The sequence below is a fragment of the Halopelagius fulvigenes genome (genome assembly GCF_042662625.1).
Lineage (GTDB): Archaea > Halobacteriota > Halobacteria > Halobacteriales > Haloferacaceae > Halopelagius > Halopelagius fulvigenes.
Map to the genome: position 1 here is coordinate 314798 of NZ_JBHSXH010000011.1, position 23360 is coordinate 338157.

19 protein-coding genes are annotated in these 23360 nt (G+C 66.3%); 10 read left to right on the forward strand and 9 right to left on the reverse strand.

Features of this window, described 5'->3' with window-relative positions:
* Window position 1: 1 nt before the first annotated feature.
* Window positions 2-1342, reverse strand: coding sequence for an MmgE/PrpD family protein (locus ACFQEV_RS09265; protein ID WP_379695148.1), 1341 nt, complete (start codon window positions 1340-1342; stop codon window positions 2-4).
* 106 nt (window positions 1343-1448) lie between these two features.
* Here ACFQEV_RS09265 and ACFQEV_RS09270 point away from each other — a divergent pair, with 106 nt between their 5' ends.
* A complete protein-coding gene (locus ACFQEV_RS09270; protein ID WP_379695150.1) occupies window positions 1449-2222 on the forward strand; it encodes an IclR family transcriptional regulator in 774 nt (257 codons plus the stop codon).
* Between the two features lie 98 nt (window positions 2223-2320).
* Here ACFQEV_RS09270 and ACFQEV_RS09275 read toward each other — a convergent pair whose 3' ends face one another.
* The 3 genes from ACFQEV_RS09275 to ACFQEV_RS09285 all read right to left on the reverse strand — a co-directional run bounded on the left by ACFQEV_RS09275 (window position 2321) and on the right by ACFQEV_RS09285 (window position 6168).
* Window positions 2321-3547: an iron-containing alcohol dehydrogenase family protein gene (locus ACFQEV_RS09275; RefSeq protein ID WP_379695152.1), complete on the reverse strand. Its 1227-nt coding sequence runs from the start codon at window positions 3545-3547 to the stop codon at window positions 2321-2323.
* Between the two features lie 174 nt (window positions 3548-3721).
* Window positions 3722-4819: a Gfo/Idh/MocA family protein gene (locus ACFQEV_RS09280; RefSeq protein WP_379695154.1), complete on the reverse strand. Its 1098-nt coding sequence runs from the start codon at window positions 4817-4819 to the stop codon at window positions 3722-3724.
* A 149-nt stretch (window positions 4820-4968) separates the two neighbouring features.
* Window positions 4969-6168: an AGE family epimerase/isomerase gene (locus tag ACFQEV_RS09285; RefSeq protein ID WP_379695156.1), complete on the reverse strand. Its 1200-nt coding sequence runs from the start codon at window positions 6166-6168 to the stop codon at window positions 4969-4971.
* A gap of 193 nt (window positions 6169-6361) precedes the next feature.
* Here ACFQEV_RS09285 and ACFQEV_RS09290 point away from each other — a divergent pair, with 193 nt between their 5' ends.
* Both ACFQEV_RS09290 and ACFQEV_RS09295 read left to right on the forward strand, forming a co-directional pair.
* Window positions 6362-8596, forward strand: a complete 2235-nt coding sequence (locus ACFQEV_RS09290; protein WP_379695158.1) for a glycoside hydrolase family 3 N-terminal domain-containing protein — start codon at window positions 6362-6364, stop codon at window positions 8594-8596.
* Between the two features lie 80 nt (window positions 8597-8676).
* Window positions 8677-9357 (forward strand): hypothetical protein, encoded by a 681-nt coding sequence (locus tag ACFQEV_RS09295; protein WP_379695160.1) that lies wholly within the window; start codon window positions 8677-8679, stop codon window positions 9355-9357.
* A 275-nt stretch (window positions 9358-9632) separates the two neighbouring features.
* On the opposite strand, the gene ACFQEV_RS09300 is transcribed toward ACFQEV_RS09295, so the two are convergent.
* Window positions 9633-10481, reverse strand: a complete 849-nt coding sequence (locus ACFQEV_RS09300; RefSeq protein ID WP_379695162.1) for a fumarylacetoacetate hydrolase family protein — start codon at window positions 10479-10481, stop codon at window positions 9633-9635.
* Window positions 10482-10641: 160 nt separating this feature from the next.
* Here ACFQEV_RS09300 and ACFQEV_RS09305 point away from each other — a divergent pair, with 160 nt between their 5' ends.
* On the forward strand, window positions 10642-11412 hold the full coding sequence (locus ACFQEV_RS09305) for an IclR family transcriptional regulator (RefSeq protein WP_379695164.1): 771 nt from the start codon (window positions 10642-10644) through the stop codon (window positions 11410-11412).
* A gap of 603 nt (window positions 11413-12015) precedes the next feature.
* Here the strand turns inward: ACFQEV_RS09305 and ACFQEV_RS09310 are convergent.
* The 3 genes from ACFQEV_RS09310 to ACFQEV_RS09320 all read right to left on the reverse strand — a co-directional run bounded on the left by ACFQEV_RS09310 (window position 12016) and on the right by ACFQEV_RS09320 (window position 15538).
* Window positions 12016-12924, reverse strand: a complete 909-nt coding sequence (locus ACFQEV_RS09310; protein WP_379695166.1) for an AEC family transporter — start codon at window positions 12922-12924, stop codon at window positions 12016-12018.
* 135 nt (window positions 12925-13059) lie between these two features.
* Window positions 13060-14091, reverse strand: coding sequence for an SGNH/GDSL hydrolase family protein (locus tag ACFQEV_RS09315; protein ID WP_379695168.1), 1032 nt, complete (start codon window positions 14089-14091; stop codon window positions 13060-13062).
* Between the two features lie 508 nt (window positions 14092-14599).
* Complete coding sequence (locus ACFQEV_RS09320) at window positions 14600-15538, reverse strand: dihydrodipicolinate synthase family protein (RefSeq protein WP_379695170.1); 939 nt, start codon at window positions 15536-15538, stop codon at window positions 14600-14602.
* A gap of 127 nt (window positions 15539-15665) precedes the next feature.
* Here ACFQEV_RS09320 and ACFQEV_RS09325 point away from each other — a divergent pair, with 127 nt between their 5' ends.
* Both ACFQEV_RS09325 and ACFQEV_RS09330 read left to right on the forward strand, forming a co-directional pair.
* On the forward strand, window positions 15666-16505 hold the full coding sequence (locus tag ACFQEV_RS09325; RefSeq protein WP_379695171.1) for an NAD-dependent epimerase/dehydratase family protein: 840 nt from the start codon (window positions 15666-15668) through the stop codon (window positions 16503-16505).
* A gap of 100 nt (window positions 16506-16605) precedes the next feature.
* Window positions 16606-18261, forward strand: coding sequence for a right-handed parallel beta-helix repeat-containing protein (locus ACFQEV_RS09330; RefSeq protein WP_379695173.1), 1656 nt, complete (start codon window positions 16606-16608; stop codon window positions 18259-18261).
* A 259-nt stretch (window positions 18262-18520) separates the two neighbouring features.
* On the opposite strand, the gene ACFQEV_RS09335 is transcribed toward ACFQEV_RS09330, so the two are convergent.
* Window positions 18521-18979 (reverse strand): universal stress protein, encoded by a 459-nt coding sequence (locus ACFQEV_RS09335; protein WP_379695174.1) that lies wholly within the window; start codon window positions 18977-18979, stop codon window positions 18521-18523.
* Between the two features lie 111 nt (window positions 18980-19090).
* On the opposite strand from ACFQEV_RS09335, the gene ACFQEV_RS09340 reads away from it, so the two are divergent.
* The 4 genes from ACFQEV_RS09340 to ACFQEV_RS09355 all read left to right on the forward strand — a co-directional run bounded on the left by ACFQEV_RS09340 (window position 19091) and on the right by ACFQEV_RS09355 (window position 23352).
* On the forward strand, window positions 19091-19309 hold the full coding sequence (locus tag ACFQEV_RS09340; protein ID WP_379695176.1) for a hypothetical protein: 219 nt from the start codon (window positions 19091-19093) through the stop codon (window positions 19307-19309).
* A gap of 116 nt (window positions 19310-19425) precedes the next feature.
* The gene (locus ACFQEV_RS09345) at window positions 19426-21264 is read left to right on the forward strand and encodes an ABC transporter substrate-binding protein (protein WP_379695178.1); all 1839 of its coding nucleotides are present in this window, start codon (window positions 19426-19428) and stop codon (window positions 21262-21264) included.
* Window positions 21265-21325: 61 nt separating this feature from the next.
* The gene (locus ACFQEV_RS09350) at window positions 21326-22333 is read left to right on the forward strand and encodes an ABC transporter permease (RefSeq protein WP_379695180.1); all 1008 of its coding nucleotides are present in this window, start codon (window positions 21326-21328) and stop codon (window positions 22331-22333) included.
* Window positions 22330-23352 (forward strand): ABC transporter permease, encoded by a 1023-nt coding sequence (locus tag ACFQEV_RS09355; RefSeq protein ID WP_379695182.1) that lies wholly within the window; start codon window positions 22330-22332, stop codon window positions 23350-23352. Before ACFQEV_RS09350 ends, ACFQEV_RS09355 begins: the two co-directional genes overlap by 4 nt.
* Window positions 23353-23360 lie beyond the last annotated feature (8 nt).

The window sequence follows — 23360 nt, forward strand, 5'->3', positions numbered from 1 at the left end:
GTTATTCGCCGGCAAGCGCGTCGGCGACGTCCTCGACGGTGTCGAGGTGGGCCACGACGTCGTAGAGTCTGTCGGCCTCTTCGGCGGGAAGCGCGCGTTCCGCGCACTCGCCGAACTTCGCCCGGAGTTCGCCGGCCGAGAGGGGGTTGTCGTGCGTCCCCGGCGGGTTCTCCTGTCGGCGTTCGGACGTCCCGTCGGCGGCGACGATTCGGACCGTCGCCTCGTGGGAGTCGTAGTCGAGTCCCTCGTCCACCTCGAACGCGACGCGTTCGCGCAGGTCCGCGATGGCGGAGTCCTCTATCGCGGGCGACTCGAACGCAGCGAGGTCAACCCTGTCGCGGACGGCGGCGCAGGCGACGGCGTGTTCCATCGAGAACTTCGCTTCGAGTCCCGAGTCGGGGTCGGGGTAGGTGAGGGCGTCGCCCGCGCCGCCCGCGGCCCGAACCTCGATACGCTCGATTTCGTCGGGGTCGATGCCCTCCTCCTCGACCAGCGACTCGGTGGCGGCGATGCTCGTGTGTGTGAAGTAACAGCAGGGGTAGGCTTTGACGTGGATGCCCTCGGTTTCGAGCGCCCACTCGTCGCCGAGTTCGAAGGCCCCCTCTTCGCCGGGTCCGTACAGGTCCCAGAAGCCGCGTTCGCCGCTTATCGCCGTCGCGGAGGCGGTGAGGCCGTCGCGGGCGAGGCGGGCGGCGGTGACCCCGGACCGAGAACAGAGCCCTGCGTGCAACGGTTTCGTCATCGACCCGAAGTTCCGCTTCACCCCGGAGGGCATCGAGGCGGCGACGTTCAGCGCTCGCTCCGTCGTCTCGGCGTCCAAACCGAGGAGGTTGGCCGCCGCCGCCGCGGCCCCGAACGTCCCGAACGTCGAGGTGGCGTGCCATCCAGCCTCGTAGTGGGCGGGGCTTATCGGCCCCGCGACGGCGCACTCCACCTCGAATCCGGCGGCGTAGGCGGTTATCAGGTCCCGCCCGTCGGCGTCCGCCTCGGCGGCCAACGCCAACAGGGGCGGGACGAGCGTCACGCTGGGGTGGCCGTCGAGCGCCCACGACAGGTCGTCGTAGTCGAGAGCGTGACTGGCCGTCCCGACGCGGAGGGCGGTTTGGGCGGGTTGCTCCGCGGCGTCGATTCCCAACAGCGTCGCCGCGTCGGCGTCCGTCGGTTCGACGCAGAGCGAACGCGTCGTCGTCTCCCCCGCGCCCTCGACGGTTCCGGCGAGGGTGACGCCGACCGTATCGACGAACGCCCGAATCACCGTCTCTCGCACCTCCTCGGAGAGGTCGGCGTACTCGACTTCGGCGGCGAACTCGCTCAAGCGTCGCTCGGGCGACTCCGGTGGCATGGTAGTTACTCCCCCACCTCGCCAGTTAAGCGTTTGGCTCTCCGCCGGCCGCCAGTCGTTCGAAGTTATCGAACAAACTTTAGTGCGTCCAGGCCTCCCTCCCGCCATGAGCGAACCAGACGACGCGGGGGAGGTAGACACCGTCCGTTCGGCCCGGACGATGTTCGACATCGTGGAGTGTCTGAAGGTCGGTGGCGGGATGACCGTCACGGAGGTGACCGCGGAGTTGGACTACGCCAAGAGCACGGTCCACCGGCACCTCCGAACGCTGGAGACGCTGGGGTACGTCGTCCGACAGTCCGACGGGTACCACGTTGGCCTCCGCTTTTTCGACCTCGGGCAACGGGCACGGGACCGCCAGCCGGGGTACAAGCTCGCCCGCGACAAGGTGGCCGAGATCGCCGACGAGACGGCCGAACGCGCCCAGTTCCTCGTCGAAGAGCACGGCGAGGCGGTGTACCTCTGCCGGTCGGTGGGCGAACGCGCGGTCATGACCGACCCCGGAATCGGGAGCCGAATCCCCCTCCACTCGACGGCGGCCGGGAAGGCCATCCTCGCCGGACTGTCCGAGGAACGCTTGTTCGAAGTCGTCGAACGGACGGAGTTCGAACCGATGACGGAGCAGACGATAACCGACTCGGAGGTTCTGTGCGACGAACTCGACGAAATCCGGGAACGCGGCTACAGCTTCAACCGCCAGGAGAACATCGAGGGACTCAACGCCGTCGGGGTGCCCGTCTCCGTGGACGAGGAGGTGATCGGCGCGCTCAGCGTCTCCGGCCCCTCCCACCGGCTGAAAGGCGAGTGGTTCGAAGAGGAGTTGCCGAACCTCCTCCTCGGCGCGGCGAACGAACTCGAACTGAACATCGCGTACTCGTAGTCGTTCGAAGATATCGAACAGGGCTGTAACGATCGTTCGGGCGCGTCGCGGTCGCGGTTCGCGCCTCGCCCCAGAGGAAGGGGCCCTACTGGGGGCGTTCACCACGCCCGTTCGAGAATCTCCAGAATCTCCTCGGCCGTCGGGTCCACTCCCTCGGGGGCGGCGTCCATGAGTCCGTCCGCGCGAATCTCCTCCGCGACGCTCGGGAGGTGGTCGCGTTCGAGGCCGTCTATCTCCCGCAGGCGGGACGGGAGTTCGAGACTGTCGCGGACGCCGACCACGGCCTCGACGACTGCGTCGGCCACCTCGGCGTCCGTCTTGTCGTCGGTTCGAACGTCGAACGCCTCCGCCAACAGGTCGCGGCGACCGTCCGCGCGGTCGAAGACGTACCGCAGGACGTGCGGCGTCACGATGCCGTGGACCGTCCCCTGGTGAGCGTCGTAGTCGTGCGAGAACCCGTGTCCAAAGGCGTGGATGACGGAGGCCTTGTACCGCCCGGGCGTCGAGATGCCGTACTGGACGTTCACGACGCCGGAGAGCGTCTCGAACAGTCGTTCGTCGTCCATCGGGTCCTCCCGAATCGTTCCGAGGCCGGACTGCAGGAGTCGGAGGCCGCGGACGGCCGTCCCGTCGGTGACGGGCGTGGCGTACGGCGAGTACAGCATCTCCACACCCTTGTTGAAGCCGTTCATCGCCGACGGGGCGAGGACAGATGCGGGCGTCGTGCGGTAGAGGTCGGGGTCGTAAAAGATCGCCGCGGGCATCAGACGGGGGTCGCTGACCGACCCGTTCGGGAGTTCGTGGTCGGGCGCTTCTCCGGGGTCGAGCGTGAGTTTCACGCCCGCGATGACCGAGAGGTCCGCGCCCGCGAGCGTCGTCGGAACGGCCGCGACGGGCGTCGGCCGGCCGTCCGGTGCGACGGAAACGGCTCCCTCCTCGATGGCCGCCTCGGCCGTCTCCTCCGGCGGCGCGTCGTGCAAGAGGAGTGCGCTCATCGTCTTCGCCGTGTCCAGACTGCTGCCGCCGCCGACGGCGACGAGAGCGTCCACGTCGTTCTCGCGTGCGACGCGCGCGCCCTCGACTGCGGTCCGCAGGTACTTCTCGGGCGTCGTCTCGTCGAACAGTTCGACCAACGAGTCCCCGAGTCCGTCGCGGACGGGGTCCATCACGCCCGGCGTCGAACCGACGGTGGACCCGGAGACGACCATCGCGCGCGAGAGATTCCGTCGGGCGAGTTCGTCGCCGAGATCCGCCACGCACCCCTCGCCGCAGAGTATCTTCCCGGGACTGTACTCGAACTCGAACCGCGGGCCGTCGGGGGTCATTGTCCGAGTTACACTCGTCGGCCGGATAAAAGCGCGGAGCGGAGGCTCGTAGCGATAGGTCGCGGGCGGATCGAACGGGCGTTACAGTCATAGAAGTGTAATCACGTCTATGTTCACGGAAATCGGGCGTCGGTGGCCTCCGAGACGGGGAGTCGAAAGCGAAGCGCCGCGTCCTCAGTCGTCGGACGGTTCGGGCGACAGTTCGCCGGACTCGACCATCGCCTCGAACGGGTGGTCGTCGGCGTCGAACGGCAGGTCCACGCGGCCGCGGCGGCGGACGGACTCGTAGCCCGCGAACAGAATCTCCGCGGTGTTGAGGCCGAGACGGCCGCTCAGAACCGACTCTCGCCCCTCGTCGAGCGCGTCGAACACCTCCGCGACCGCCCGGTCGTGGAAGTGCGACCCGAAGCGGTCCGTCTCCGTCCCCGTGCGGTGCAGCGTTTCGGTGCCGACGTCTATCGGTTCGCGTTCGCCGCCGCGTTCGAGTTCGAGCATCGGACCGCCCTCGACGTCGATTCGAATGTTCCCCTCGGTGCCGCGGAGGAGGAACGCCGCGTCGACGAAGTCGTCGCCCTTCCCCGAGGAGAGGACGCCGTAGACGCCGTTCTCGTACCGCCACTGCGCCCACATCTGGTTCTCCTGGTGGGAGCCGAACCGGAGGTCCTCCTCGCGGTAGTCGAGGGCCGCGATGACCCACTCGGCGGGGTGTTCGTCGTTGAACATCCCCGCGAGGTCCACCGTGTGCGCGCCGAGGTCGTAGAAGTCACCCCAGCCGATCTCCACGCGCGTCAGGCCGCCGATCGTCCCCTCGTCGAGCAGACGCTTCGCCTCCGTGAACGGCGCGCCGAAGCGTCGCTGACGGTTGAACGTGAGTTGCACGTCGCACTCGCGGCACTCCCGAACCATCTCGCGGGCGTCCGCCAACGCGTCGGCCATGGGCTTCTCGCAGTGAACGGCGCGAACGACGCCGCTTCGCGCGCAATCGACCACCAGGTCGCGGTGGAGACTCGGCGGGACGCAGACGCTCACCACGTCCGGTTCCACCTCCGCTATCATCCGTTCGTAGTCCTCGTAGACGCCCGCCTCGGGCACGCCGAACGTCTCCGCGAACGCCTCGGCGTTCTCGCGGACGATGTCCGCGCACGCGACGAGTTCGCAGCGGTCGTCGGTCGCGTACGCCTCTGCGTGTCGATACCCCATGGCGAACCCCTCGACTGTCGGATTGCTCGGGTCGGCCCCGGTTCCCACGACGGCGACTGTGTACCTGCTCATATCCGTCTACGTCATGACAGACCCAACACATAGTCATTTCGTCTCACACACCGTCTGCGAACGCCCCCACATCCCCAGTCGCGTCCTCGGGACCGTCGAATCGGGTTCACGCCCGACGCTCCAGAGAAGCGCCGAACGCGCCGGTTCGCCTAGACGGCGTCCAACGCCCGCAGGGCCTCGTAACAGGAGTTGACGTGGTGGTAGCCGCTCTTGACCTTCGGCGTCTCGTCGATGGTCGGGTGGGGTTCGCCGTCGGGCGTGAGGCGTTCGTAGCGGATGCCCAGCGAGTGGTTCGTCGCGTACTCGTCGAGGTAGGCGTGGATGGCGTCGAACCACTCCCAGTAGCCGTCGTCGCCGGTGGCCGCGCCGAGGCGGGCGGCCGCGCCGAGACCCTCCTCCAGCGCCCACGTGTACTTGTCCTCGACGATGGGCGACCCGTCGCGGTCGAACGTGTAGTAGAACCCGCCGCGTTCGTCGTCCCACCCGTCCTCGACGGCCGCCTCGAAGAATCGCTCCGCGCGGTCGAGGTACCAGTCGGCGTCGTCGTGTTCGTCGAGTTGGACGAGCAGTTTCGACCACTCCAGGAGGTGGCCGGGTTGGTAGCCCCACGGGCGGAACAGGTCGGCCTTCTGGTCGCGGTTGTACTCCCAATCGACCTCCCAGTCCTCGGTGAAGTGCTCCCAGAGCAAGCCGTCGGCGGCGTCTGCCCTGTCGAGGGCTATCTTCTCCGCGACGGTCGTCGCGCGTTCGAGGCAGCGTTCGTCGCCGACCGCCTCGTACGCCGCCAGCAACGCCTCGCAGGCGTGCATGTTCGCGTTCTGCCCACGGTAGGACGGTTCGACCGGTTCCCACTCCGCCGTTCGGTTGCTCGCGTACGCGCCGTGTTCCGGTTCGAAGAACCGGTCGTCCAGGAGGTCCGCCGTCTCGGTGACGAGGTGTTCGACGTTGCCGATGTCCGCGCGGGCGGCCGTCGCGTACGCGAGGAGGACGAACGCGTGGCCGTAGGTCGCCCGGGTGTCGTCTACGACTTCGCGCCCCTCGAACTGCCAGCCGTAGCCGTCGCGTTCCGCGTCGTACGCGACGTTTCGCAGGTACGCGAGGCCGTGTTCGGCGGCCGGTTCGCACCAGACCGGACCGTCGAGAAGTTTGCCGACGCTGAACCCGAAGACGAACCGCGCCGTCGGGACGAGGTGTTTCGTTCGCTGGTCGTAGACGGCCCCGTCGACGTCGCTTACCTGTGCGGTGTAGCCGCCGAAGTGGGCGTCCAGCGAACGCTCTCTGTGGAAGTCGAGGACGCCGAGGGCGTCCCGACGCAACCACGCGGGCGTTCGGTACGGCGTGTCTGTCATAGCGGAACCTCGTCGCCGCGGTCAAAAAAGACACCGCACCGTCGCGGGCCGTGGAAGCTCGTCGCCGTCGGTGGGCGGCGTCGCGGAGGGAGGGAATACGCGAAGCAGGTCGGAGGTACGCGCAGCCGCGGAGGCGTCAGGAGATGTGGACGGTTCCCAAGAGGTTATGTCGCCGGTCGAAGATGTGGGACGCATGGACTCGGATACGGAGAACGGCCGGCGGTCCGACGGAGCGCTTCCGGGCGTTTCGGCGGACGACATCGACGAGTTGCTCGCGGAGATGACGCTTGAAGAGAAGGCCGGGCAACTCGCCGGAACGTACGTCGGAAAGTTGGGCACCGAGAAGACGATGGAGGACGCCGAACGGGAGATAGCCGAGGACCACATCGGCGCGGTGTCGCCGTTCGGTATCGCCATCACGACGCTCGATGAACCCGAACGGGCCGCTGAGGTGGCGAACCGCCTCCAACGGCACGCAATCGAGGAGACGCGCCTCGGCATCCCCCTGTTGATTCCCGTAGACGCCGTGCACGGGCACGCCTACATCAACGGCGCGACCATCTTCCCGCACAACGTCGGAATGGCCGCGGCGCGCGACACCGAACTCGTCGAACGCGGCGGCGAGGTGACCGGTCTGGAGGCGCGGGCGACGGGCGCGACGCTGAACTACGGCCCGACGGCGGACGTGGTCCGCGACCAGCGCTGGGGGCGGGTGTTCGAGACGTACGGCGAGAGCCCGTACCTCTGCGGCGAACTCGCCGCCGCGGAGGCGCGCGGCCTGCGCGGACCCGACGGCGACGACCCGACAATCGCCGCAACGGCGAAGCACTTCCCCGCCTACGGGCAACCCGAACGCGGCGAGGACGCCTCGGTGGTCGAGATATCCGAATCGACGTTCCGCCGGACGTTCCTCCCGGCGTTCGAGCGAGTATTAGAGGCGGGCGTGGACGTGGTAATGCCGTGTTACAACTCCGTCGACGGCGAACCCGCTCACGGGTCCGAGCGTTTCCTGACGGACCTCCTGCGGGGCGAACTCGGCTTCGACGGGTTCGTCACCTCCGACTGGGGCGGCGTGGATCACCTCCACGAGGACCACCGCACCTCCGACTCGCGGCGCACCTCCGCGTGGCAGGCGTTCACCGCCGGTCTGGACCTCGTCTCCGTCGGCGGCCCCGACTACGCCGCGGAGTTGGTCGAACTCGTCCGCGAGGAGGAGCTATCGGAACGTCGCCTCGACGAGAGCGTTCGACGCGTCCTCGAACTGAAGGCGCGACTCGGCCTGTTCGAGGACCCCTACGTCGAACCCGACGCCGCGTCGGAGGCGCTTTCGACCGAGGACCACCGCGAGGCGTCGTTGGAGGCGGCCCGCGAGTCGATGACGCTCCTGAAGAACGACGGCGTCCTCCCCCTCTCGGAGTCGCTGGACGACGTCCTGGTGACGGGGCCGAACGCCGACGACCTGCACAACCAGTTTGGCGGGTGGAGCGTCATGGACGACACGGACCTGCAGGGCGTGACCGTCCGCGAGGGCATCGAAGACGTCGTCGGCGAGGAGTCGGTGACGTACCAAGAAGGGGCGACTATCACCGAGGACGTCGGCATCGACGCCGCGGCGGACGCCGCCGAGGACGCCGACGCCGCCGTCGTCGTCCTCGGCGAGGACTGGTACATCCACGAGTTCGGCCCCCAGCAGATCACCCGTCCGACCGGCGAGTTCCCGACGCGGACGCGGTTGGAACTCCCCGAGGCCCAACGGGACCTGCTGGAGGCGGTACAGGAGACGGGGACGCCGACGGTTCTCGTCCTCGTGTCGGGTCGCCCCCTCTCGATTCCGTGGGCCGACGAGAACGTCCCCGGTATCCTCACGGCCTACTTTCCGGGGATGGACGGCGGGACGGCGGTGGCCGAGACGCTGTTCGGCCGCCACAACCCGAGCGGTCGCCTCCCCGTCTCCGTCCCGCGGTCCGCGGCGCACCTGCCGACGCTGTTCGACCACCTGCCGCACCCGACGCCCATCGGCGCGGACGAACACCCCGACTCGTACGACCCCCTCTACCCGTTCGGCCACGGCCTGAGTTACACCGACTTCGAGGTGTCGGACCTGACGCTCTCAACCGAGAGCGTCGGCCCCGCGGGGACGGTAACGGCGTCGGTGACCGTCGAGAACGCGGGTGACCGCGCGGGGAAGCGGTCGGTTGACCTGTTCGTCGAGGACGTGGTCAGTTCGCGCGTCACGCCCGTCCGGGAACACGTCGGGTTCGCCAAGGCGTCGCTGGAACCCGGCGAGTCGACCGAGTTGGAGATGACGGTGCCCGTCGAATCCCTCGCCGTCCGCGCCGGCGACTACGAACGGGTCGAACCCGGCGCGTTCGTCTTCTCCTGTGAGGGCGAGACGGCGACGCTGACCGTCGAACCCGGGCGGCACTGAGGCGTCGGTCCGCCGCCGGCGGGTCGGGCCGTCTCTTCTGTATCCGAAAACGATATGTTATTCAATGTTGACTGTCAGGTATGCGTCCCCACGGAACTACCGCGGTTGCGATCGCCCTCCTCCTCGCGCTATCCGCCGTCGCCGCCGTCCCGTCCGCGGACGCGCGAAAGCCGCCGACGCCGGTCTGCGGCGTCTGTTCGCTCGACCTGACAGCCCCGGACGGCACTCCCGTCACCGCCGGCGACAGCACGCTGACCGTCACGCTCCACGAGAACGGTTCGACGACGTGGCGGGCGCGCGTCGAACTCGCGTCCGGACGCGACGCCCTCGCTGAGAACGAGTCGTTACGGCGCGCCGTCGTCGAAGAGACGACGAGACGGAGCGTCGCGGAACCCGAAGCGGTCCGCAGTCGAATCGACGGCGAGACGCTGGTGGTCGACTACCGCGACGCCGACGCCGCGGAGTCGGTCGCCGGCGCAGTCGTGTTTACGCCGTTGTCCCCGGAGGGGCCCGGAGTGCCGTTCGCCTCGGGCAGCGAGGGGCCGCGCTACCTCGGCACCGACCGATTCACGCTCCGCGCGCCGCCGGGGTACGAACTCCGCGGCGGCGCGAACGCGACCGACGGGGGACGGAGTCTCGCCTGGACGCGCGACGGTGAGGAGCGAACGTACCTCGACGCGAACGGCGACCCGGTCGCCGTCGATTCGAACGCCCTCGGACCGAGGTTCCGGGCGTGGGCCGCGCGAGTACTCGCCCGATAAGCGGTCGGAACGAATCCCCGTTCCGACGCTCACGCGCGGAAGACGACTCACGAGCAGAGACGGCCGTTCCGACCGTCGGAGGAAAGGCAATCGAGGTAAAGTTACAACTGTGAGATGGGATATATAACGAACGTATTTGTAAGTCACTGTCGGGGCAATGCTGTCCGCGAACCGCTCGGTCCGGCGGGTGAAGCCCGCTACGAACGAGGAGAGAACTGGAGGAAGAGTGCCGCTACCGCGCGGTACCGAGCGTTTCCGTACGGTCGAAGGCGGACTCAGTCCTCGGAGACGACGGGGTTCGTCAGGTCGCCGATGCCGTCGACGGAGACGGTGACGGAGTCGCCGGGTTCGAGGAGTTCCGGCGGGTCGCGGAAGATGCCGACGCCGCCGGGCGTCCCCGTGGAGATGACGTCGCCGGGGTGGAGCGTCATCCGGTGGGAGAGGTACTCGACGAGTTCGCCGACGTCGAAGATGAACTCCGCCGTCGTGGATGACTGCTTCACGTCGCCGTTGACGGTGCACTCGACTTCGAGGTCGTTCGGGTCGAGTTCGTCGCCGGTGACGAGAGCCGGGCCCATCGGCGCGAACGTGTCGTAACTCTTCCCGCGGAAGAACTGTTCGTCCTCGAACTGGGCGTCGCGCGCGCTCACGTCGTTGACGACGGTGTACCCCGCCACGTAGTCGTCGGCGTCCGCCTCCTCGACGTTTCGGGCGGTCCGTCCGATGACGACGCCGAGTTCGACCTCGTAGTCCACCTGTTCGACGTCTGCGGGGTGGACGATGGGGTCTCCGGGGTTCGTCACCGCGGACGGCGCCTTCGCGAAGAGCATCGGTTTCTCCGGCACCTCCTCGTCCTGTTCCTCGGCGTGGTCGTGGTAGTTGAGGCCGACGCAGATTATCTTCCCGGGCTGGGCTACCGGCGCTAACGCCTTCACGTCCTCGGCGTCGTGCGTCGTGAGCGACCCCCGTTCGACCGCGTCTCGAACTCGGTTTCGGTAGCCCGCGGACGCGACGTCGCCGTACGAGGGCACGCCCGTCGCGTGCGCCCGCAGGTCGTGAATTCGGTCGCCGTCTCGAACGCCCCAGCCGACGCTTCCGTCCGCAGTGAATCGTACGAATCGCATCACTCGGTGGTGCGACGCACTGCAAGATAATTCTTCGGGACCGAACCTTTTTCGCCCGCGACGCGTCGGCGGACGGAGAGCAGAGAGAGGCCGCGAACGACCGTCGTCTCGTTCCCCGCTCGGGAACAAATTTATGGGCGGTCGTACCGTGGGTCGTCGTATGACAAGCACGAACAAACGTCGGGGGCGCACCATCCGTTCGGTGAAGATAGCGTTCAACATAATCGACCTCCTGCAGGACAGGGGTCGAATCGGGGTGACCGAAATCGCGGACGAGTTGGGTCACTCGAAGAGCACCGTCCACAGTCACCTCCGAACGCTGGAGGAGCGAAAGATACTCGTCCGGGAGGCTGACGGCTACCGACTCAGTCTCCGCTTTCTCGACATGGCGACGCACGTCCGAGAGCAGGTCGGAAACTACGACGTCATCCGCGAAGAGGTCGACTCCTTGGCCGAGGAGACGGGCGAAATCGTCCAGTTCGGAATCGAAGAGCACGGGCAGGTGTCGTACCTCTACAAGGCGGCCGGGGAGTACGCCGTCGAGACTCGCTCTCGGGTCGGGACGCAAGCGCCGATGTACTCCACGTCGTTGGGCAAGACCATCCTCGCGTTCCTCCCGCCGGAACGCACCGAGGAGATAGTCCGGTCGATGTCGTTCGAACCGGTGACCGCCAACACGGTGACCAGCGAGGAGGAACTGTACGATGACCTCGAAGCCATCCGCGAACGCGGGTTCGGCATCGACGACGAGGAGAACATCGAGGGCCTCCGCTGCGTCTCCGCGCCGGTCAGAGACGGGAGCGAGGTTCTCGGCGCGGTCAGCATCACCGGTCCGTCGAGTCGGTTCACGAAGGACCAACTCCACGGGGACCTCTCGGATCACGTCCGGCGCGCGGCCAACGTCATCGAACTGAACACGAAGTTCGCGTGACGGGCCCCGGCGGCCGACTCCGCCCGTTTCGTCCCTCGTCTCCGTCCCGTTCCCGCCATCCGAACCGGAACGGGCGTAGCTCCGTCCCGTCTCGGCGTCGAATCGGTCGCGTTCGGCCGAATCCGACCGGTCCGGGCGAACGCCGCTCCCGTCGCTCCGACCCGCCGAGGCCGAAAACCGCGCCGTTCGGCGTCTCGGGTACGGAGCGAGAGAGTTCCCGGCTCGGGAACGCTTCAGTTGTCGCGGACGGCGGCCCGCGCTGTCGGGAGTCTCGATGACGGATACAACGAATCTGAGGAGTAACGTTCGGTACAGGCGGGGTTCCGTCGGTGATGGAGTTGCGCGCGTTGCAGGATCGGCGACAGTGCGTATCGAACGCGACCGTTACGGCCGGCCCGTCGATGCCTCGACGAACCGGCCTCCCGCGAAAGCGGCATGGACAGACAGTGATGGTTGAACAGCTTCGCGGGCCGTGGCGGCGGTCGGTCGCGGTGTGATGTGTTGGAGCAGCGGCATCACAGTCCCGTCGGTGAGAGGCGGGACGGTACAGACGTACACCGTTCAGGTATTAAAACTATCGATGGTTAGGTTTCGGCGGGCGGCTCAGAGGAGGAATCGAAGTACCGCGAGGAGCGTTCCGACGGAGACGACGGTGGTCACGAACACGTTCATCGACGCCAACCGAGGGTCGCCGCCGAGTTCGGTCGCGTAGACGAACGTCGAGACGGCCGTCGGCGCGGCGAGCATCGTCACGCCCGCTTGGACGGTAGACCAGTCCGATCCCATCGCGGAGAACACGAGAAGGGCGAGAATCGGCATGAGGAACACCTTCAGACCGACCACGGAGCCGACCGTCCGGGCGTCGAACGACTCTCTCTCCGCGGAGAGGGACGCGCCGACGCAGACGAGGGCGACGGGAAGCGCGAGACTCGCGACGGCGTCCAATCCGGAGGCGACCACCGAGGGGACGCCGAGTCCGAAGTAGGAGAACAGCAGTCCGGTCACGAGGGCCGGGATGACCGGCGTCTTGAACACCTCTACCAGTTCGTCGCGGAACGCCACGTCCGCGTCGTTGATGGAGACGAGCAACGCGACGGTGACGGGAACCTGCGTGAGCGAACCGACGCCGAGGATGATGCTCGCCTTCGCCGTGGTGATGGGACCGAAGGTGGAAGCGACGAGCGGAAGCCCGAGGAAGCCGAAGTTGCTGTGGTACGACTGGACGATGGCGACGCTTCGGGCTCCCCGCCCCGCGATGGACCGGTGGACGAGGAGGCTGACGCCTATCATCAGGAACATGACGGCCCACAGGCCGAGCATCAGCGTGGGCGTGACGACTTCGCTGATGGGCTGGGCGTACGTCGAGGAGAACACCAAGGCGGGGAGAGCGATGTAGAACGCGAAGACGGTGAGTCGGTCGCGCCGGCTCTCGGTGACGACGCCCGTAGATTTGGCTACGAGGCCGACGCCGAGGAGCGCGAGCATGTAACCCAACTTCAGTGCGACACTCATAGTCGCCCGGAGTGCCGTGGACGGTTTGTCTCTTGCGTTCTCGGCGACGGCGATTCTCAAACCGTATTGTACACCCTCGGCGTATACGCCCGCAGGATCCGATTTTACGCGGTTAGCGGTCGTTCCGACGGTGCGTCAGGCCGGCGACTCCACCGCCGGCAGGAGAGGTTTCAACTCGCGCGCGAGGTTCTCGCCCATCCGCACCATAGCGTCGTCGCCGGGGTGGACGAGGTCCGTCGTCAGTCCGGCGGCCGTCGGAAGCACGTCCGGTCCCTCGACGAGGTGGACGTTCTCGCGGTCGGAGTCGGCGACGACGGATCTGAGGGCCTCTCGGAAGCGTTCGCACTCCTCGCCCTCCTCGTGGCCGACGCGGTAGTCGCGGGCGTTCGGGAAGATGGTGATGCAGGCGACGGGCCGGTCGGAGTTCGCCCCCGCGACGGCATCGACCATCGCGGCCGCCCGTTCGCGGAACGTCTCTACGGAGAACGTCCCGACCATGTTCACCGAGAGCGAGAGCGTCGCCAGGTCCCAGTCGCCCCGGCCCGCGATGTGTTCGGCCATCGCCTCGTCGCAGTAGGCGGTGCCGCAGGACCCGAGGTTTATCGGGTCCGCGCCGAGTCGCCGCGCCGTCTGATTGACGTACGTGAGCGTCTCACTACTGGGGGCTTCCCCCTCCGTTATCGAGGTGCCGTAGGCGAGATACCGGAGCGAGGGAACTTCCGACTCTCGGGGAGGCCGAACATCCCCCTCGACGCCGTGGAAACGAATGTGTCCGCCGCGGTGTTCTCCCGGGAGAACGAGGCGACAGAGGCGCGGGTCGTACCGAAGTCCGTCCCGGACCGAGGGACGCAGGTCGGTGAGTTTCTCGGGGAGTTCGAGTTCGATGGTGCGGGGTTCCTCCCCGACGACGACTTCCTCGCCGGCGGCCTGGAAGTCGCCCCAGAACGGTCGAACGACGCTGTCGCGCACGCGGGAGGAGAGCGTCACTCGCACGGGCCCGTCGGGGACGAACCGGAGTTCGACGCCGGCGGGGTGACACATCCGAGTCTGTGCGCCCTCGTTCAGTCGGGTCCGAACGTCCTCGGGCACTCGCTGGAGTCTCAGACCGTCGCCCTCGACGTCGCGGAGTTCCCGAACGTTGTGAAACGTGATACCGTCTCGTCTCATGTAGGGTTCCCTGCGCGGTACACCCACTTATCGGTATCCCCGCCGCCGGAGGGCGGTCGAACGATTCGTTCGGCGTATTCGGTGACTGCTACCACGCCCCGGTTCCCTGCGGCCGAACCGTTACGCACATAGAACTGTAACGTCCGGTCGCAGTTCGTCCGTTCGAGGCGAATTTCGGCGCTCGTGGAACCGTCTCCGAGCGGCGAATCGCGTTCGAGAGTGGACGAACCGCCGACGACCGGCTGGTACGAGCCGTTAATCGAACGGTTCCCCTGTCGGGAACTACCAGGGTAGATTTTCCGCTCAGGCGGGGGTCCCCCGCTCGATTCCGTTCCCCCAGCGCGAACGGGTCGGCGGTGGAGGCCCGGTCCGGACGCGATGTTCCGGAGGTGACGCGTTCTAACGGGAAACCGGGGGACAGGCGGCCGGTGTCGCAGCTAGACGGTGACTGCGACGGCGAGACGCCACGGTACGGAGAAACAGACGTCGACTCGGCGGACGGACCGGATTACCCGATGACTCGCTCGATGTCGTCGTCGAGTTGGGCGTAGAGTTCCTCCGCTCTCCGCTCGTCCTCGGGCGAGAGCGGGCGAATCGGTTCTCTGACCCGCCCCCCGTGGAGGCCGGCGAGTTCGAGTCCCTTCTTCACCGCGGAGACGCTGACCGCGCCCGGAATGTCGTTGTCCCGGCCGGTGGAGTCGCGGAAGTTCTGGTAGGGGAGCGTGAGGTCCCGAATCGTCCGGGCGCGTTCCCAGTCGGCGTCGGAGAGGGCGTCGAAGAGGGCGAGTCCGACCTCCGGCCGGAAGTTGCTGACGCCGGCGGAGAACCCCTCGATCCCCTCGTTCCAGAACGAGACGGCGTACGGTTCCGCGAGGCCGTCCACCCACACCACGTCGTCCGCCCCGGCCGCGACGCCGGCACCCAGTTTCACCGGGTCCTCCAAGGCGTACTTGATGCCGACCACGCCGTCGATGTGGGTGAGGTCCCGAAGGTAGGCCACGGAGGGGTCGAACCCCTTGACGTAGGGGACGAGGGGCGTGTCGGTGGCCTCGTCAAGTTTCTCGTAGTAGCGGAGGAGTCCGCGCTCGTGGAGGTACGTGTGGTCCGGCGGCATTATCATCATCCCGTCCACGCCGACTCTGTCGTACGCTTCGATGAGTTCCCGAGCGTCCGCGGTGGACCCGCCGACGCCGGCGAGGACGCAGGCGTCGGACGGAAGCGCGTCGACGCTCGTCTCGGTCACCTCGACGCGTTCCCGTTGCGAGAGCGAGTGGTACTCGCTGATGTTCGCGGCCGCGAGGAACGTCTCGATTCCCTCGTCGGCGAGCGTCCGCGCGTTCTCCGCGAGTTTCCCGTGCGCGACCCGCAGTTCGTCGTCGAACGGCGTCAACAACCCGACGGCGACGCCACGCAGGCGTCGCCGCAGATATGTGTCTGACGATGACATGGGTCGTAACCACAGGGTCGCCGAATATAAACCCACCGTCAGTGAGGCCGTCTCGCCGCGTTTCGCGGTACAGAGCGCACTGGTGCGAACCCCGCAACTTATTACGGACACCTCGGAGTGGGAAGGTATGGACGTGCTGATGACCGGCGCGTACGGTCGATGCGGTACCGCGGTGATAGACCACCTCCATGACCGAGAGGAGTACGACTTCACGTACTTCAATCGGTCTGACCGCCCGGAGGACCACCCCTACGGCGGGTACGACACCGTCGTCGGAGATGTCGCCGACGCTGATGCGCTTCGATCCGCGGCGGAGGGGCAGGACGCGATGGTCCACATGGCGGCGTACCCGGACACGGACGGCAGTTGGAACGACGTGTTCGAGCCGAACATCATCGGGATGTACAACGCCCTCGAGGCCGCGCGGGAGGCGGAGATGGAGACGTTCGTCTTCCTCTCGACGAACCACGTCATGGGCGGGTACGAACAGGAGTTCGCTCCCGACATCTACTACCCCGACCACGACTTGGTCATCGACCACACCGACCCGGTCCGGCCGGACTCCTTCTACGGGATGACGAAGGCCTACGGAGAGGACATGGGTCGGTACTACGTCGAGAACTACGAGCACCCCGAGCAGTTCTACGCGCTTCGCGTTTGTACCGTTAACATGCCCGAGTACGACCACCCGTACGGCGACGCAGAACACGCCGTAGACGAGGGCACGACGGAACGCGGAAGCGCCGAGTACGACAGAATGGTCGCCCGCATGAAGGCGATGTGGCAGTCCCGCCGCGACTTCGCCCACGAGATAGACTGCTGTCTGCGGGACGACGACGTGGAGTTCGGCATCTTCAGCGGCGTGAGCGACAACCACCGCCGGTGGTACGACCTGGAACACGCCCGCGCCCGCATCGGTTACAACCCGCAGGACGACGGCGAGGAGTGGGACAGTCCGCCCCGGTGAACCGACCGAGTTCTCCGCCGCCTTCGCAGTAGATGCGTCCGATTCCCGGACGTTCAAAAGAGAGACAGTTTATTTAACGGACGAACGTAATCGGTATCGTGTGAGTGAATCGCATTCACACAGCGACGGTGACGAACAGCAGACGGAGAACGCCCTGACGTACACTCGGCGGACGGCGATGGCACTCCTCGGCGTCGGCGGCGTCGCCGCACTCGGACGCGACGCGAGTGCCGAAACGCCGTCCGCCGACGGAGGGACGGAGGGCGGTCCCTCCGGAAAGCCGTGGAACCGGGACGTGGACGCCAACGGTCACAGCCTCTACGAACTCGACGAACTCGACGTTCGACACGTCTACACCTCGGCCCGCGAGGCGGACGTGGTCGTCTGGAAGGACGAGGAGGGTGTCTTCCACGCCGACGGCCCGGACGGCGAGATTGCCAGCGGAGACGGCGTCGTTCCCGTCACGCGGGCGGCCATCGACGGCCTCACGGACGGCCGAACGTCGAAGGAGAAGGTGGTCGTCGCGTCGCCGGGCGAGATACGCGAGGGAGACGGGTCCATCGAACTGCCGAGTTACACTATCCTCGACGCGCCGGTGACGCTCTCGGTTCCCGACGGCGAGGAGGTGCTGCCCGTCGTGCGCGCCGAGGGCGCAGAGCAGATAGAAGTCGAGTCGCTGGTCGTCGAGGGACCGGCGGAGATGGGCGTCCGACTGACGAGTTGTTCGGAGGTTCGCCTCGGCGACCTGCGAATCGTCGGCACGAAGAGCGACGGCGTCCGCATCGACGGCCGCGGCGACGCGCCGCGTTCGACCGACATCCAGGTCGAACGGGTGTACGTCGAGGGCAACGACCACCACGCGTTCGAGACGTACGGCGTGGACCGCCTGCAGGTGGATCAGATAATCGGCGTGGACCCCGCGAGTTGCGTCGTCCTCCTCAACGACACCGTGGACGCGACGGTCAACGGCGTCGTCGGTCTCGAACCCGGCGTCCCAGCCGGGTACGCCACGTTCCGCGTCGCGAACGGCGCGCACGACATCACCGTCGGCGAGGTGGTGAGTCGCGGCGGCGCGCGCGGCATCTTCGGCGTCTCGGAGTGTTACGACGTGACCGTCGGCGAGGTGAACATCGATGGCGCGTCGGACCAGGGCATCCTGATCCAGAACTGTCGGAACTTCGCGGTGCAGGGCGGCGTCGTGAAGAACTGCGACGGCGACGGCGTCCGCATCGACTCCCGCAACGACGGCGAACAGATCCCCGCCGAGAGCGTCTCGGTGACCAACCTCCGCGTGTACGACGACCGAGACGACCCGAAGCAGGCGTGGGGGATCCTGGAGACCGGCCCGAAGACGAACAACAACCGCATCGTCAACAACGACGTCCGCGGCGCGGGGACCGAGGAGAACGTCCGGACGTTCTCGAACACCACCGTCGTCCGCGACAACGTCGGCGGCGGGTTCGCGTCCGGCGAGGTCACCCTCTCCTCGGGCGAGTCGCCCGCCGCGCGCGTCGAGGGCGTCCGCGGGTCCGACTACGCGTCCGTTCCCGGTAGCGTCGAGGAACCGGAGGACTTCGAACGCTCGGCGCTGGACCTCCGCGCGAAACCCGCGACCGGCGGCACGTCGAGCACCTACTCGTGGGAGAGCTACTTCGAGTGGGACGGCCAAGCGGGCGTCTGGGACCTCGTGTTCGAGTGGCGGACCGACCCCGGGTCGGACGTCGACGTCGATTACGTGGTGGACAAGACGCGTTGAATCGGAAAAGCGGGCGAGCGACTCGGCTCAGCGGAACGCGTTCGCGGCCATCAGGAACCACTCCTGCCCGTAGGGCGTGTCCGTGAGGGCGCTTCCGGGCCGCCCGGCGGCCCTGCGACGCGCCGTACCGCGCCGTCGTCTACGACGCGGACCGACGCCTCGACGGCCCGTTCCGCCGTCTCGCGGTACCGGTCGCCGTCCAAGAGGCCGAGTTCCGAGGCGCGCGGTCGAACGAGGCCGTTCGAACGGCGTCACCGCCTCACTGGGCGTGAAGCGTGACGTACCCGTCGAAGTTGAGGACGACGTGCTGGGCGAGGTCGCCGAATATCGCCTTCCCCGTCGGGGACCGCCTTCGTCCGAGGACGAACGCGTGGTCGCTTCCCGTCTCCTCGGCGACGGTCACGACGGTCTCTGCGCGGTCCTTCTCGTCGGCCACGCGCGGGACGATTTCGTACGAGACGGCACCGTCCGCGAGAACGTCGCGGGCCAGTTCCTCTGCGACGTTCGTCGCCGCGGTGAGCACTTGATCGTCGGTGTAGGTCGTGTGCTCGACGCTCCCGATGGTGTCGAGCATCTCGTGGGTCTCCTCGTACTCCTCCTCGGTGAGCGTCACCAACAGAACGAGGTCGGTGTCGGCCCCGACGGCGTGCTCTTTGGCCTCGCGCAGGAGTCGCCTGTGCATCTCGGTGTCCTCCAAGAGGACTACTCCTCGGTCCATACCGTAGGCATGCGACCCCCGTTATCTAACTCTATCGACGGAGACACTCTCGCGGACGGCACACTCTCCGACGGACAACACAATCAAATACGCCGGGCGCGAGTAGTCGCTATGGCCGAGACGCGACTCGTCGACGTCCTCCGAGACTACACGACTCAGATGAAGGTGGTACTCGTCATCTCGGCGGTGTCCGTCGTCCTCCTGTTGCTGTCGCTGACGGAAGTCGAACCCGGGACGAGCACCTACGTGCTGGCGCTGGTGCAGTTGGCGACGTTCGCCGTCCTCCTCGTGGTCATGTCCGCGCTCCTCTGGACGATACACCGCGGGTGAGCCGGACATATGCCCCTCCGAAGGTGGGGGACCCACCCCTGCGAAATGTCTCGAATCTAATATTAGTGCTTACCAACACGTATTTATGGAGCGCCCGGTATGATAAGTGATGACGCATGGCGAAAGAGAGTTCAAACCGTTGGAGCAGACGAGAGTTCGTCAAGTACGGCACCGTCGCGGGCACTGCCGGCTTGGCGGGTTGCTTTAGTGACTCGGAGACGACGGCGACCGCCGAGGGAGGCGGAGGCGGCGGGGGAAGCGGCGGCGGAAGCGGGTCGGGAGAGGACACCCTCGATTTCCCGGCCGGCCGACCGGCGACGGACGTCCAGTTCAACCGGTACAGCCTCGGCAACTACGCTCACACCCTCCAGGACCAACTGTTCGAACAGGTCGCCAGAGGGTACGCCGACGGGTCGGTTCGGCCGGACCTCCTCGAAGAGATGTCCGTCGACGGGAAGACGCTCACGCTGAAGTTCCCGAAGGACTTCAAGTGGTGGAACGGCGACGACCTGACGGCCGAGGACTACTACATCGGCCTCGAAATCGACCGACTGCAGCAACCCGAGGAGTCCAACATCGAGAGCAACACGCTGGTGGACGACTACACCATCGAACGGACGTTCAAGACCGCCGTCGCGCCGAACCTCATGAAGGCCGACGTGGCGGAGACGTTCGTCAACACGCCGCGGTCCGTCTACAAGGAGTACCTCACGAAGCTCCAAGACGCCGCGGACCAGAGCGAACGCGATTCGGTGACCGAGGAACTGCTGAACATGAAGATAACGACCCAGCAGTTGATAGACGACGGACTCGGCAACGGCCTCTACAAGGTGACCGGGTTCAACTCCTCGGAGACGACGCTGGAGAAGTTCGAGGACCACCCGTACGCCGACAGGACGAACGTCCCGAAGGTGAAGATCGTCCCCGAGACGACGGCCGACGTGGACTCCCTCGCCGTCAACAACAAACTCGACATGAACCCCGACGTGCTCATGTCGGAGTCCCAGAAGAGCACCTACCCGAAGAACATACAGAACGTCTACCGCCTCAATTGGTTCCGGATGCAGAAGTTCACCTTCAACTTCAAGAACGAACACCTCGCGAAGCTCCCGGTTCGCCGGGCCATCGCGCACGCCGTGGACCTCGAATCGATGGTCGCCGCGATGCGGCAGGCCGGAACCGTCGGTAAGCCGCCCGAGACACAGACCGCGCTTCGCTCGACCATCCACGACAAGTACCTCGGGTCGAGCTTCGTGGATAAACTCATCGACTACCCGACGGGGAAAGACACCGAGGGCGCGGCCAAACTGATGGAACAGGCCGGATACACGAAGAAGAACGGCGCGTGGGTGGACCCCGACGGCAAGAAGTTCACGTTAACCGTGCTGACGCAGAACAAGAACACGCAGGTGCAGGCGACGAAGGTGTTCAACGACCAGCTGAACTCCTTCGGCCTCCAGACGAAGATAAGCACCGTCAGCTCCTCGGACTACTACCAGCGCCTGCAGACGTACCAGGCCGACATCTTCTGGATTTGGCACGTCGCGAAGGCGTTGTGGCACCCGTCGGCGTACTACTCGAACAACTTCTACGGCATCGAAGTGGGCGACCCCTCCGGCGGCGGAGAGACCGGTCCGACCGGCAAGCCGTTCACGACGACCATCCCGAGCGAAGTCGGCGCAAAGGAGGTACAGGGGAGCGGAACGGAGATTCAGCCCGCGACGCTGATGAACGAGCTCCCCTCGTCGAAGTCCCAACAGGCGGTCAAAGAGAAGACCCGGACGCTCGTGCAGTGGTTCAACTACGCGCTCCCGGACCTCGTGTTCGTCGAGGAGGACTCCGGCTACTGGGGCGACGTCGAAAGCTTCTCGATGCCCACGGAGGGCGACAAAGAGCTCAACACGAACCGACCGGGGCAGTTCGCCTTCAAGAACGGATGGATCAGCTCGAAGTAAAATGTCCGGCGTAATACATCACAGCTAAACGTTTATAATATCGCACGGTGGACGTTATCTCATGACCCCACGATATCTGTTGAAACGGATCGGACAAGCGTTGCTGACGTTCTTCGTGACGATCACGTTGTCGTTCGCGTTGTATCAGGCGATGCCGGGCGGCCCGGCGGAGGCGATGAAGAGCGTCATCCTCTCGCAGAGCGGTTCGACGGGTATCGACATGGACCGCCTGAACACGCTGATTCAGCTGTACACGAACGTCAGTCCGGACCAACCGGTCCACGTCCAGTACCTGAACTACCTCCGGGACGTGGTGCTGTATCAGGACCTCGGGCGGTCGTTCTTCAAAAACGAGAAGGTCACGACGCTCATCCTGCAGCGTCTGCCGTGGTCGATGTTCATCAGCCTGTACGCGTTCGCCCTCGGGTACTCGCTCAGTATCGTCCTCGGCGTCCTGACCGCGTACAAGGAGAAATCGCGGTTCGACTCCGGCGTCTCCTCGGTGGTCATCGCGCTCAACTCCGTCCCCTACTACATCGTGGGCGTCGTCCTCATCTACTTCCTCGCGATTCGCCAGTCGTTCTTCCCGGTCGGCGGGCGAATCGGGTCGGGGGTCCCGGTGGGGTACAATCCGGAGTTCATGATAAGCCTCGTCAAACACGCCGCACTGCCCGCCCTCTCGATGGGGGTGTTGGCCACCTCGGCTGCCCTCTCGATGCGCGGGAACGCGATACGAATCCTCGGGGAGGACTACGTCCGCGTCGCGCAACTCCGCGGCCTCCGCGACACGCGAATCGCGACGCAGTACCTCGGACACAACGCGATACTGCCGATGTACACGCAGTTCATGATCGGTATCGCCGGCGTGTTCAGTAGCGCCGTCATCGTCGAACAGGTGTTCTCCTACCCCGGCATGGGACTGCTGATGTTCGAGGCGGTGAAGACGCAGGACTACCCGCTGTTGATGGGGACGCTCATCGTCTTCACGGCCATCTCGCTGACGGCCATCTTCGTCGCCGACCTCACGTACAGCCTCATCGACCCGCGAATCTCCGTGGAGGAGTCATGAGCAACCCAGAGACAGACAGCTTCGACCTACAGAGCGTCTACGACGAGAGCATCGACCACGAACCCGAATCGACGCGGGTTCGACTCAAGCGCGCGATAGACCTGAACGTGCTCGCGCCCGCGCGGGTGGCCGTCAACGACTGGCGCGCCCTCCTCGGCGGCGCCCTCCTCGCGATGTTCATATTCATGGGCACCGTCGGCGTCGCCCTCGTGGACAAGCCGACCAGCGGCGACGCGCCCGTCCTCGTGGGGCCGTTCGAGAATCTGGCCTATCCCTTGGGAACGGACGTGTTCGGGCAGCCGATTCACGCCCAACTCATCCACGCGACGCCGGGCATCTTCAAGATGATATTCGCCGGGGCGATCGTCAGCGTCGGGTTCGCCGCCCTCGTCGGCGTCCTCTCGGGATTCAAACACGGCCAGCGAATCGACACGGTACTGATGACGCTCACGGACGTGGTCATCACGATTCCCGGCCTCCCGCTCATCATCGTCATCACGGCCATCTTCCAGCCGGAGAACCCCTACCTCGTCGGCGTGTTCCTCGGCATCGACAACTGGCCGGGACTCGCCCGCACGGTCCGGTCGCAGGTGCTCAGCATCCGCGAGGAGTCCTACGTCGAGGCGTCGGAGATAATGGGCATCCCCCTCTCGTCGATTCTCCGGCGGGACATCCTCTCGCAGCTCATGCCGTACGTGATGATAAACGGCGCAATCACCTCCCGCCGCATCATCTTCGAGTCCGTCGGGCTGTACTTCCTCGGCATCCTCCCCTTCACCACGTTCAACTGGGGCGTGATGATGAACTTGGCGTACGAGGGGAACGCGCTGACGCGGCCCGACATGATACACTGGATGGTGTTCCCGATGGTCTGCATCTTCCTCCTGTCGTTCAGCCTCGTCCTCCTCTCGCAGGGGCTCGACAGCCTGTTCAACGTCCGCCTCCGCGCCCGGCACGCGAACACGACGAAGAAGGACGCACCGAAGAAGGACGCACCGTCCGCCAGCCAAAGTGACTGACCCGAAGG

Coding starts and splice junctions, on each gene's coding strand:
- ACFQEV_RS09290 (WP_379695158.1), top strand. CDS start 6,362: ATGGACTCGGATACGGAGAACGGCCGGCGGTCCGACGGAGCGCTTCCG.
- ACFQEV_RS09280 (WP_379695154.1), bottom strand. CDS start 4,819: ATGAGCAGGTACACAGTCGCCGTCGTGGGAACCGGGGCCGACCCGAGC.
- ACFQEV_RS09325 (WP_379695171.1), top strand. CDS start 15,666: ATGGACGTGCTGATGACCGGCGCGTACGGTCGATGCGGTACCGCGGTG.
- ACFQEV_RS09340 (WP_379695176.1), top strand. CDS start 19,091: ATGGCCGAGACGCGACTCGTCGACGTCCTCCGAGACTACACGACTCAG.
- ACFQEV_RS09270 (WP_379695150.1), top strand. CDS start 1,449: ATGAGCGAACCAGACGACGCGGGGGAGGTAGACACCGTCCGTTCGGCC.
- ACFQEV_RS09265 (WP_379695148.1), bottom strand. CDS start 1,342: ATGCCACCGGAGTCGCCCGAGCGACGCTTGAGCGAGTTCGCCGCCGAA.
- ACFQEV_RS09305 (WP_379695164.1), top strand. CDS start 10,642: ATGACAAGCACGAACAAACGTCGGGGGCGCACCATCCGTTCGGTGAAG.
- ACFQEV_RS09275 (WP_379695152.1), bottom strand. CDS start 3,547: ATGACCCCCGACGGCCCGCGGTTCGAGTTCGAGTACAGTCCCGGGAAG.
- ACFQEV_RS09295 (WP_379695160.1), top strand. CDS start 8,677: ATGCGTCCCCACGGAACTACCGCGGTTGCGATCGCCCTCCTCCTCGCG.
- ACFQEV_RS09300 (WP_379695162.1), bottom strand. CDS start 10,481: ATGCGATTCGTACGATTCACTGCGGACGGAAGCGTCGGCTGGGGCGTT.
- ACFQEV_RS09320 (WP_379695170.1), bottom strand. CDS start 15,538: ATGTCATCGTCAGACACATATCTGCGGCGACGCCTGCGTGGCGTCGCC.
- ACFQEV_RS09315 (WP_379695168.1), bottom strand. CDS start 14,091: ATGAGACGAGACGGTATCACGTTTCACAACGTTCGGGAACTCCGCGAC.
- ACFQEV_RS09285 (WP_379695156.1), bottom strand. CDS start 6,168: ATGACAGACACGCCGTACCGAACGCCCGCGTGGTTGCGTCGGGACGCC.
- ACFQEV_RS09350 (WP_379695180.1), top strand. CDS start 21,326: ATGACCCCACGATATCTGTTGAAACGGATCGGACAAGCGTTGCTGACG.
- ACFQEV_RS09345 (WP_379695178.1), top strand. CDS start 19,426: ATGGCGAAAGAGAGTTCAAACCGTTGGAGCAGACGAGAGTTCGTCAAG.
- ACFQEV_RS09310 (WP_379695166.1), bottom strand. CDS start 12,924: ATGAGTGTCGCACTGAAGTTGGGTTACATGCTCGCGCTCCTCGGCGTC.
- ACFQEV_RS09355 (WP_379695182.1), top strand. CDS start 22,330: ATGAGCAACCCAGAGACAGACAGCTTCGACCTACAGAGCGTCTACGAC.
- ACFQEV_RS09335 (WP_379695174.1), bottom strand. CDS start 18,979: ATGGACCGAGGAGTAGTCCTCTTGGAGGACACCGAGATGCACAGGCGA.